The organism is Streptomyces swartbergensis (assembly GCF_002148965.1).
In the GTDB taxonomy this organism is placed as follows: Bacteria; Actinomycetota; Actinomycetes; order Streptomycetales; family Streptomycetaceae; genus Streptomyces; species Streptomyces swartbergensis.
Window position 1 is genome coordinate 1 of sequence record NZ_NGFN01000367.1, and the last position, 8,521, is coordinate 8,521.

The 8,521-nt window shown below is 69.5% G+C and carries 8 protein-coding genes; 3 read left to right on the forward strand and 5 right to left on the reverse strand.

From position 1 onward, the window contains the following. The first annotated feature begins 198 nt into the window (after window positions 1-198). A complete protein-coding gene (locus CA983_RS36630) occupies window positions 199-642 on the forward strand; it encodes a peptidoglycan-binding domain-containing protein (protein WP_086605055.1) in 444 nt (147 codons plus the stop codon). A 19-nt stretch (window positions 643-661) separates the two neighbouring features. On the opposite strand, the gene CA983_RS36635 is transcribed toward CA983_RS36630, so the two are convergent. Together CA983_RS36635 and argS are read right to left on the reverse strand one after the other, a co-directional pair. Next, on the reverse strand, window positions 662-1,033 hold the full coding sequence (locus CA983_RS36635; RefSeq protein WP_244207244.1) for a hypothetical protein: 372 nt from the start codon (window positions 1,031-1,033) through the stop codon (window positions 662-664). A 27-nt stretch (window positions 1,034-1,060) separates the two neighbouring features. Continuing rightward, window positions 1,061-2,824, reverse strand: a complete 1,764-nt coding sequence (gene argS, locus CA983_RS36640) for an arginine--tRNA ligase (protein ID WP_086605056.1) — start codon at window positions 2,822-2,824, stop codon at window positions 1,061-1,063. 149 nt (window positions 2,825-2,973) lie between these two features. Between argS and lysS the strand changes: the two genes are divergently transcribed. Further along, window positions 2,974-4,713 (forward strand): lysine--tRNA ligase, encoded by a 1,740-nt coding sequence (gene lysS, locus CA983_RS36645; RefSeq protein WP_086605057.1) that lies wholly within the window; start codon window positions 2,974-2,976, stop codon window positions 4,711-4,713. Between the two features lie 43 nt (window positions 4,714-4,756). On the opposite strand, the gene CA983_RS36650 is transcribed toward lysS, so the two are convergent. The 3 genes from CA983_RS36650 to CA983_RS36660 form a co-directional block, all read right to left on the reverse strand. Next, entirely contained in the window at window positions 4,757-6,004 is a 1,248-nt protein-coding gene (locus CA983_RS36650; protein WP_086605058.1) for a DUF2637 domain-containing protein, read from the reverse strand. A 112-nt stretch (window positions 6,005-6,116) separates the two neighbouring features. Continuing rightward, window positions 6,117-7,022 carry a DUF3558 family protein gene (locus CA983_RS36655; protein ID WP_086605059.1) on the reverse strand — a complete coding sequence of 302 codons (906 nt, stop codon included), beginning with the start codon at window positions 7,020-7,022 and terminating at the stop codon, window positions 6,117-6,119. Window positions 7,023-7,140: 118 nt separating this feature from the next. Beyond that, window positions 7,141-7,962 (reverse strand): hypothetical protein, encoded by an 822-nt coding sequence (locus tag CA983_RS36660; protein WP_086605060.1) that lies wholly within the window; start codon window positions 7,960-7,962, stop codon window positions 7,141-7,143. A gap of 171 nt (window positions 7,963-8,133) precedes the next feature. Here CA983_RS36660 and CA983_RS36665 point away from each other — a divergent pair. Beyond that, on the forward strand, window positions 8,134-8,521 hold a 388-nt coding region (locus CA983_RS36665), incomplete at its 3' end, for an RtcB family protein (protein WP_143645655.1).

Genomic DNA, 8,521 nt, shown 5'->3' on the forward strand with positions numbered 1-8,521 from the left:
GCCCCCCACCGATTCGGCCACACCCCGCCGCGACCGTCCCGCCGCGTCGTCCCGGCGTACGGCGTCCCCGCAGGTCAGGGCGTGGGACGTCCCGTCAGGACGTCACTTCCGTGGCGACTGTGGCGGCTTCGGGTCCCCGGGCCGCAGTCTCGTTGCCACGCACCACCCAGAGCACTCGCAACCATCGGAGGGGAATTCATGCGAGCACTCACGAAGACACTCGTCTGTACCACCACCGCCATCGGGATCGCCGTCGGGGGCCTGGCGACCGCCGGTCCCGGTGTCGCGGCGGAGACGCGGCCGGCGGCGAGCGCCGAGGTCAGCCCGCTCGCGGTCGTCAACCTCGGCCTGACGACCGGGGAGGCCAAGAAGGTCCAGCGCGTCCTGAAGGAGCACTGGCAGTACAAGGGCAAGATCGACGGGCAGCTCGGCACCGACAGCTGGAAGGCGTTGCAGCGCTTCCTCAAGAAGAACTACGCCTACAAGGACAAGATCGACGGGAAGGTCGGCCCGAACACGGTGAAGGCGCTGCAGCGCTGGCTGAAGGCCAAGTGGGGGTACAAGGGCAAGATCGACGGAGACCCCGGGTCGGGGACCCGGGCCGCGTTCAAGCGCATGGCGAACGCCTGCCCCAACTGCTGACCCGGAACCGCCGGTTCCGTCAACAGACCGCGGCCCGTCCTCCCAGCGGGGGAGAGGACGGGCCGCACCTGTATGGGGAGGCATGGGCCGCCCCCGTCAGCGGGAGCGTTTCCGCCGGGGTCAGCAGCAGGTGCGCGGGCTCCGGCCGCTGGAAGTCGGAGTGGGCACCCGAGTGGCCGATTCCCGGTGCCTTTTCGGCGCGCAGGTGCCAGAAGCCCGTGGCCCGGTCCCAGCGCGAGTGCGTCAGGACGAGCGGGCCGCGCAGCGGCGGTGTGCTCCAGCCGAGCACCGCAGGCCGCTCGGCGGCCCGCTGTACCGCCTCGCACAGGAACCGGCCGCCGAAGGAATACCCGACGAGGTGCAGTGGGGTGGCGACGCGGACGTCGGCCACCCCACGGGTGTCACAGCCGCTCGGGCTTCACAGCCGCTCGGGCGTCCGGATGCCCAGCAGGGCCATGCCCTGGTGGAGGGTGCGGGCCGTGATGTCGCAGAGGAACAGGCGGTTCTCGATCTGCTCGGGCGACTCGGCCTTCAGGACCGGGCACTTGTCGTAGAACGTCGTGTAGAGGGACGCCAGCTGGTACAGGTACGCCGTCATCTTGTGCGGGGCGTACTCCGTCGCCGCCTCCGCCACCGTCGCCGCGAACGAGTCCGCGTGCAGGCCGAGCGCGCGCTCCGCCTCGTGCAGATCCAGCTCGGGGTGCGCGACCGGGCGGGACTCGCCGGCCTTGCGCAGGATCGACTGGATACGGGCGTAGGCGTACTGGAGGTAGACGGACGTGTCGCCGTTCAGCGAGACCATCTGGTCCAGGTCGAACTTGTAGTCGCGGTTCGCCGACGTCGACAGGTCCGCGTACTTCACCGCGCCGATGCCGACCTGGGTCCCCCGCTCGGCGATCTCCTCCTCGGAGAGGTCCTGCGCCTTCTCCCGGACCACCGCCGAGGCACGGTCGATCGCCTCGTCCAGCAGGTCGACCAGGCGGACCGTCTCGCCCTCACGGGTCTTGAACGGCTTGCCGTCCTTGCCGAGGACCGTGCCGAAGGCGAGCTGCACCGCCTTGACGTCCTCGTTCAGCCAGCCCGCCCGGCGGGCCGTCTCGAAGACCATCTTGAAGTGCAGCGACTGACGGGCGTCCACCACGTACAGCAGCGTGTCCGCCTTGATGTTGAAGACGCGGTCGCGGATCGCCGAGAGGTCGGTCGCCGCGTAGCCGTAGCCGCCGTCCGACTTCTTCACGATCAGCGGGACCGGCTTGCCGTCCGGGCCCTTGATGTCGTCGAAGAAGACACACAGCGCGCCCTCGGAGCGGACCGCGACCCCCGACTCCTCCAGCAGGCGGCACGTCTCGTCGAGCATGTCGTTGTAGCCCGACTCGCCGACGATGTCCGGGTCCCGGATCTCCATGTCCAGCTTCTCGAAGACGGAGAAGAAGTAGATCTTCGACTCGTCCACGAACTTCTGCCACATGGCCAGCGTCTGCGGGTCGCCCGCCTGGAGGTCGACCACCCGGCGGCGGGCCCGCGTCTTGAACTCCTCGTCCGCGTCGAACAGCTTGCGGGCGGCCTTGTAGAGGCGGTCGAGATTCGACATCGCCTCCTCGCCGGAGACCTCGTCGGCCTTGTGGTCCAGCTCGTGCGGGTGCTCCTCCAGGTACTGGATGAGCATGCCGAACTGGGTGCCCCAGTCGCCGATGTGGTGACGCCGGACCACGCTCTCGCCGGTGAACTCCAGCAGCCGCGCCACCGAGTCGCCGATCACCGCGGAACGCAGGTGACCGACGTGCATCTCCTTCGCCACGTTCGGCTGGGCGTAGTCGATCACCGTGGTGCCGGGCTGCTCGGCCTGCGGCACGCCGAGGCGGCCGGTGTCGTCCGCGTAGCGCGCGGCGAGGGTCTCAGTGATCGCCCGGTCCGTGATCGTGATGTTCAGGAAACCGGGTCCGGAGACCTCGATGTCCTTGATCACGTCACCCGACTCGACCCGGGAGACGACCTGCGTCGCCAGCTCCCGCGGGTTCGCCTTCTCCTTCTTCGCCAGGGCCAGGATCCCGTTGGCCTGGAAGTCGGCCCGGTCGCTTCGTCGCAGCAGCGGGTCCGCGGAGCCGGCCTGCGGCAGAGCCGCCGACAGGGCCGCCGCGAGGCGCTGGTGGACGGAGTCGCTGAGGGACGTGACCGAGGCCATAGGAAAGGGTGCCGTTCTCCTCGAGGGAATGGATAGTCCCGGCCAGTATCCCATGGGGGTAAAGCCGTTTTCCCGGGCGCGAGGTGGTCTGGGACAATGGTGCGGTCAGCCGTGCGACCGTACCGGCTGCCCGATGCAGAAAGAAGGACGTGCCGATCGTGGCTCAGAGCACCGAGACCACCGACTGGGTCTCCCGTTTCGCGGATGAGGTCATCGAGGAGTCGGAGCGTCGGGCCCCGGGCAAACCCGTCGTCGTCGCGTCCGGCCTCTCGCCGTCCGGCCCCATCCACCTCGGGAACCTGCGCGAGGTCATGACCCCGCACCTCGTCGCCGACGAGATCCGCCGCCGGGGACACCAGGTGCGGCACCTGATCTCCTGGGACGACTACGACCGGTACCGCAAGGTGCCGGCCGGTGTCCCGGGCGTCGACGAGTCGTGGGCCGAGCACATCGGCAAGCCGCTGACGTCCGTCCCGGCGCCCAAGGGCTCCCCGCACGCCAACTGGGCCGAGCACTTCAAGGCCGCGATGATCGAGTCGCTGGCCGAGCTGGGCGTGGAGTTCGACGGGATCAGCCAGACCGCGCAGTACACCTCCGGCGTGTACCGCGAGCAGATCCTGCACGCCATGAGGCACCGCGGCGACATCGACGCGATCCTCGACCAGTACCGGACGAAGAAGGCCCCGGCCAAGAAGCAGCAGAAGCCCCTCGACGAGGCCGAGCTGGAGGCCGCCGAGGGCTCCGGCGCGGCCGCCGAGGACGACGGCAGCTCCGGCGCCGCCGGGTACTTCCCGTACAAGCCGTACTGCGGCAACTGCGAGAAGGACCTCACGACCGTCACGTCCTACGACGACGACTCCACCGAGCTGACCTACGCCTGCACCGCCTGCGGCTTCTCCGAGACGGTCCGGCTGAGCGAGTTCAACCGCGGCAAGCTCGTCTGGAAGGTCGACTGGCCGATGCGGTGGGCGTACGAGGGCGTCGTGTTCGAGCCCTCCGGTGTCGACCACTCCTCCCCGGGATCCTCCTTCCAGGTGGGCGGGCAGATCGTCGGGATCTTCGGCGGCAAGCAGCCGATCGGCCCCATGTACGCCTTCGTCGGCATCTCCGGCATGGCGAAGATGTCGTCCTCCAAGGGCGGCGTGCCCACCCCGGCCGACGCCCTGAAGATCATGGAGCCGCAGCTCCTGCGCTGGCTCTACGCCCGGCGCCGGCCCAACCAGTCCTTCAAGGTCGCCTTCGACCAGGAGATCCAGCGGCTCTACGACGAGTGGGACCGGCTCGACGCCAAGGTCGCCGACGGCAGCGCCCTGCCCGCCGACGTCGCCGCGCACTCCCGCGCGGTGCGTACGGCCGCCGGAGAGCTGCCGCGCACGCCCCGGCCGCTGCCGTACCGGACGCTGGCGTCCGTCGCGGACATCACCGCCGGGCACGAGGACCAGGCGCTGCGGATCCTCAGCGAGCTGGACCCGGAGCAGCCGCTGGCCTCGCTCGACGAGGCGCGGCCGCGGTACGACAAGGCCGAGGCCTGGATCAACACGCATGTGCCGGCCGAACAGCGGACCATCGTGCGGGACGAGCCCGACGCCGAGTTGCTGAAGTCGCTCGACGAGCAGGGCCGGGAGTCGCTGCGGCTGCTCCTCGACGGGCTCGCCGACCACTGGTCGCTGGACGGGCTGACGCACCTCGTCTACGGCGTACCGAAGGTGCAGGCCGGGTTCTCCGCCGACGCCACGCCGAAGGAACTGCCGCCGGAGATCAAGACCGCCCAGCGGTCCTTCTTCGCCCTGCTGTACCACCTGCTGGTCGGGCGGGACACCGGGCCGCGACTGCCGACGCTGCTGCTGGCGGTGGGGCAGGAGCGGGTCCGGGCCCTGCTCGGGGAGTAGCGGCCGGTGTGAAGGAAGGGGCCCTGTTCGCAGGGCCCCTTCTTCATGCGATGTGCTCTTCTTCCATTTCCTTGTAGTGGCGGCCGCTGAAGCGGTCGACCATGCGCTTGGCCTCCGTCGTGTCGATACGGATGCCGTACTCCGCTTCCAGGTTGTCGATGAGCTGGTTCGGCGTGGGGTAACTGCCGTTGATCGACTTCTTGAAGACCTGGTAGTACGACTCCTCGTCCGGCTCGGAGGCCGACGGCGTGCCACCGCCCTCGCCCAGTTCCCGGGTGCGGTTGGGGCCCACCGGGATGGGGAAGCTCCCGGTGTCCTCCGGGGAGGGTTCCTGCTCGTACTGGGCCTGGTACTGCTCGGCCTCTTGCTGTTCCGCGATCCACTGGGCGTACTGCTCGGGGTCGTAGCCCGGGTCGTAGCCGCCCTGGTATTCCACCTCGCGCGGGGCGTTGAACCAGGGGCTCTGGTCAGGCTCCGGGGTCTCGTCCGTCTGCTCGGCGCTGCGGTTGCTCTCCAGTTGCGGGCGCTGCTCGCCGGGAGGTGCCGCTTTCTGCGGGACGGGTGCCGCCCCAGGGGCACGACTGCCCACAGCCGGATCGGCTTGCGGCGGCGGGGGGATCAGCGCGGGCTCTATGCCCGCCGCCGCCAGCCCCGCCGGGGCCGTCTCCGCCAGGGGCACGCCGTAGCGCGCCAGCCGTAGCGGCATCAACGACTCCACCGGGGCCTTCCTGCGCCACGCCCGGCCGAAGCGGGAACGCAGCCGGGCCTGGTAGACGAGACGTTCCTGCTCCAGCTTGATGACCTGGTCGTAGGAGCGGAGCTCCCAGAGCTTCATGCGGCGCCAGAGGAGGAACGTCGGGACGGGCGAGAGCAGCCAGCGGGTGAGGCGGACGCCCTCCATGTGCTTGTCGGCCGTGATGTCGGCGATCCGGCCGATCGCGTGGCGGGCCGCCTCGACCGAGACCACGAACAGGATCGGGATCACCGCGTGCATGCCGACACCGAGCGGATCCGGCCAGGCGGCCGCGCCGTTGAAGGCGATCGTCGCCGCTGTCAGGAGCCACGCCGTCTGGCGCAGGAGCGGGAAGGGAATCCTGATCCAGGTGAGGAGCAGGTCCAGGGCCAGCAGGACGCAGATGCCCGCGTCGATGCCGATCGGGAAGACGTAGGAGAAGTTCCCGAAGCCCTTCTGAAGGGCCAACTCGCGGACGGCCGCGTACGAACCGGCGAAGCCGATGCCGGCGATGATCACGGCACCGGCCACGACCACACCGATGAGAATGCGGTGCATCCGAGTCAGCTGTGGCGCGGCCACCCGTACTCCCCTCCCCTTGCGTGTTGTTGCGCGCAACAGGGTGGCACATGTGTGCGGAGGACGGGTGGCCGGTTCCCGTCGGGCTTGTTCAGCTCTTCGACGCGGGCTTCTTGGACGGCGCCTTCGACGCGTCGTCCGAGGGCTCGTCCGAGGGGTCCTTGGACGCCGACTTCGACGGGGACTCGGACGGCGACTTGGACGCGGACTTGGACGGGGCGCCGCTCGCCTTGCCGCCGCCCGCGCCGTTCGCCTCGGACACGGCCGCCACCGCCTCCTTGGCGGCCTTCTTCGCGTCCTTCATCAGGTCGTCGGCGCTCGGGCTCTTGTCGCCGGCCAGACCCGCGCCGTTGTAGTCGATGGTGACGACGACGTTCTCGACGCGCGCCACCACCGTCTGCTGCTTGAAGGTGCCTTCCTTCTTCTTCAGCTCGTAGCGCACGGCCGTCGCCCCGTCGCCCGTCCCGGGCACCGGCTCCGACTTGGTGCTCTTGGCGCCCTCCACGGCCTGGGCGTCCTGCACCTGCTTCTCGAAGTACTCCTGGGCCAGCTTGTCGGCCGGGCCGCGGGCGACGTCCGACTCGAAGCGCAGCATCGACACGTTCAGCCAGCGGAACTGCGAGCCCTTGACACCGTTGTTGTCGAGGCTGTTCCAGGAGCAGTTGCCGCGGGCCGAGATGTCGTCCGACTTGCCCTCCTTGCCGGACTTGCTCTCCGGGACGAGGTCCTTCAGCGTCTTCTTCGACAGCACCTTGCAGGGCTCCGGAAGTTTGCCGTACGCCGCCGCCTCCACGGTCGGCGACGGGCTCGCGGACGCCGAGGCGGCGGCCTTCGCCGCCTTGTCCGTGCTGTCGCCGGAGCCGGAGTCCGAGGAGCAGCCGGCGGCGACCAGCATCACGGGGACGGCGGCCGCGCAGACAAGGACGCGGTGGAGTCGCTTCGCTCGCTGGTCTCGCTGTTCACGCTGTGCTCGTCGCTGCATGGTTCCTTCACTCATGACGCTCGTGGTTCCTGCGGTCGGAACGGGTCCGAGTGGTCACGGTACGCGGTGAGGCTGCTGTGTGTTCTTCCTTCGGGTGCTTTGCGGGTGCGCGTGAAGGGGGCGTGAAGAGGCCTCAGTCGCTCAGCGAATCGGCCAGCTGCGAGGCCAGTTTCCGGGCCCTGTCCTGCATTTCCTTGCTGTCCGGGACGACGCCGACGGTGGCCGGCTGCTCGGCGTACTCGATGGTCACGATGACGTTGGACGTGCGGAATGCCACAGTCACCGTCCGCTGCTTGGCCGTCGAACCGGAGCTGCTCAGCTCGTCGTCGAGGAAGGCCTCGTCGCCGACCTCCTCCAGGACGCGGGGCTGCAGATCGGTCGGGGAGGCGGAGGCGGACGCCGACGGTGACGTGCTGCCCGACGGGGACGGGGAGCCGCTCGGAGCGGTGGAGGAAGCGCCGGACGGGGTGCTGCCGACAGTCACCGACTCGGTGGCGGTCGGCTCGGGCAGATGGGCCGCCGCCTCCTTCTCCGCGAAGAGCTGCTCGGCCTGGCTCTCGTCGCTGACCGCGTTGTCGTAGGAGACGACCCGTTCGAAGTCGACGAGCAGATGGTCGGTGGCCTGTTGCGCGTCGACCTTCCACTGGCAGCCGACCTTGCGGTCCGTGTCGTACGTGACCGTCGCCTCGCCCTCGTACGCCTTCTCGCGCTGCTCCTCGTCGGTGATCTGCCGGATACCGGGCAGGAGTTCGTCGAGGGAGCTCTGGCCGACGGCGCCGCAGGGCTCGGGCAGCGTGCGGTACCGGCCCGGCTCGGCGACGGCCGAGGCCGTGCCCGTGTCGCCCGGGTTGGAGTCGTCCGTCGCGCCGCCGTCGCCCGAGCCGCTGGTGCATCCAGCGGTCAGCAGGGCCGCGAGGAGCGCGGCGATGCCGGGCGTGTACGCCTTCCGTTGCACGTGATGGCTCCTCTCGACGCGGAAATCGGCTTGCCGCCGCGGGGCGGCCGATGAACACAATGTGTATCGCACGCACTGCCGTGGACGCCGGTCCGGATTCCCTTTCGTCGACCTTGGCTCCGGTATTTGCTGTTGAGGACTTCTGTTCGTTTACGGGGGATTGAGGACGCTATGTCGTATGTAGAGATACCTGGTGCGAAAGTACCGATCCGGATGTGGACCGACCCGTCCACGGTCGAGGGCTCCGCGCTCCAGCAGCTCCAGAACGTCGCCACGCTGCCGTGGATCAAGGGCCTGGCCGTCATGCCCGACGTGCACTACGGCAAGGGTGCGACGGTCGGCTCGGTCATCGCCATGCGGGGTGCGGTGTGCCCGGCGGCGGTGGGCGTCGACATCGGCTGCGGAATGTCGGCGGTGAAGACGTCCCTGTCGGCGAACGACCTGCCCGGGGATCTGTCCCGGCTGCGCTCGCGGATCGAGCAGGTGATTCCGGTGGGGCGGGGGATGCATGACGATCCCGTCGACCCGGGGCGGTTCCATGGGGTGGCCACTGCCGGGT

Excerpts from the sequence above, each read along its gene's own strand:
- CA983_RS36650 (WP_086605058.1), bottom strand. The coding sequence starts at position 6,004 with ATGCACCGCATTCTCATCGGTGTGGTCGTGGCCGGTGCCGTGATCATC.
- argS (WP_086605056.1), bottom strand. The coding sequence starts at position 2,824 with ATGGCCTCGGTCACGTCCCTCAGCGACTCCGTCCACCAGCGCCTCGCG.
- CA983_RS36655 (WP_086605059.1), bottom strand. The coding sequence starts at position 7,022 with ATGAGTGAAGGAACCATGCAGCGACGAGCACAGCGTGAACAGCGAGAC.
- CA983_RS36630 (WP_086605055.1), top strand. The coding sequence starts at position 199 with ATGCGAGCACTCACGAAGACACTCGTCTGTACCACCACCGCCATCGGG.